The following is a 1376-nucleotide window of genomic DNA, read 5'->3' as shown; positions in this document are numbered from 1 at the left end:
TGATCATGCTGATGACGAGGCCATAGCCCAGAGGCTCGGCGCCGCCGCGTGGCACGCCCTGGTCGATCAGGATCTGCGTGAGTTTGTTGCCGAGAGCCGCACCGGAGAACGCACCGGCGAGGATGCCGACAAGCGTGATCCCGATCTGGACCGTCGAGAGAAAACGACCGGAATCCTCGAGGAGAGCGAGGGCGGCGTGAGCCCCGGAACGCCCTTGCTCCGCCATGGCCTTGAGCCGTTGGCGACGGGAAGAGACGAGCGCAAGTTCGGAAAGAGCGAAGACGCCGTTGAGGGCGACGAGGAAGAAAGCGATAGCCAGTTCGAGCAACGATGTCAGGAGCTGCTGACCGGATCAGGCCGCGCTTCTCCCCTTCTGTGAAAAGATGCACTTAAAATGAGGCCTAACGGTCACGGCGTCAATTAAAGGCTGCGAGCGGCTGCGGCATCTTCCTGTATTGTTGACAGGGACGCGATTCCTCGCCAGAGGTTTTAGAGCCAATGATCCCCGCGGAAGAGACCGCACCCGAAAGGGTTCGGCGCCGAAGGCGCAACCGCCCCGGAAACGCTCAGGCCAAAGGACCGCGTGGGAGCTGGCACTCTGGAAAGCGGCAGTATCGCAAGATGCTGCCCACCGACGGGCGTAACCTTTGCCGCAAGGCGACAGGGAAATCTCTCAGGTCTCGGGACAGAGGGGGCGCAAACGGGCCGCAAGGCCTGATCAAACGCGCGCCTTTTAAGGATACCCGATGGCCGAGCCAGTCCATTCCGACGAGCCGCTTCTCGTTACTCCGCTTCATGCTGAACATGTCGGCTTAGGCGCCCGCATGGTGCCCTTCGCGGGGTACGACATGCCCGTGCAATATCCCTCCGGGATCCTGACCGAACACAACTGGACCCGCGAGCATGCGGGCCTGTTCGACGTCTCCCATATGGGCCAGGCGTTCCTCGTTGCCGACGACAAGAGCCATGAGAGCGTGGCCAAAGCCCTCGAGGCCCTGATCCCGGCCGACGTCTTGAGCCTGAAGCCGAACCAGCAGCGTTACTCCCAGCTTCTCTCCGACGACGGTGGCATTCTCGACGACCTGATGGTCACCCGCGTGGGAGCGCCCGGCCACGAGGGCTGGCTCTATCTCGTCGTGAACGCCTCCATGAAAGACGCCGATTACGCCCATATCCAGGCTCGTCTGCCTGCGGGCATCTCTCTCAACCGTAAGGAAGACCTCGCGTTGATCGCGTTGCAGGGGCCCTCCGCCGCAGCGGTGATGGCCCGCAAGGCTCCCGGATCGGCCGATCTGCCTTTCATGATGTCGGCGGACGTTAAGATCGACGGCATTCCGGCTCACATTTCCCGCTCGGGCTATACCGGGGAGGACGGC

The 1376-nt window shown here is 62.6% G+C and carries 2 protein-coding genes and 1 riboswitch; of the genes, one reads left to right on the top strand and one right to left on the bottom strand.

All coding sequences use genetic code 11. The features are described 5' to 3' along the window. A partial coding sequence (locus AC1DT3_RS21305; RefSeq protein WP_477467182.1) for a CNNM domain-containing protein occupies positions 1–328 on the bottom strand: 328 nt, incomplete at its 3' end. A 170-nt stretch (positions 329–498) separates the two neighbouring features. Next, a riboswitch (glycine riboswitch) is annotated at positions 499–592 on the top strand. Positions 593–746: 154 nt separating this feature from the next. Here AC1DT3_RS21305 and AC1DT3_RS21300 point away from each other — a divergent pair. Beyond that, the coding region (locus AC1DT3_RS21300; RefSeq protein WP_477467181.1) for an aminomethyltransferase family protein at positions 747–1376 on the top strand (630 nt) is incomplete at its 3' end.

Source organism: Microvirga sp. P4_G7 (assembly GCF_056401005.1).
This window is presented reverse-complemented; position numbering and strand designations above follow the sequence as displayed.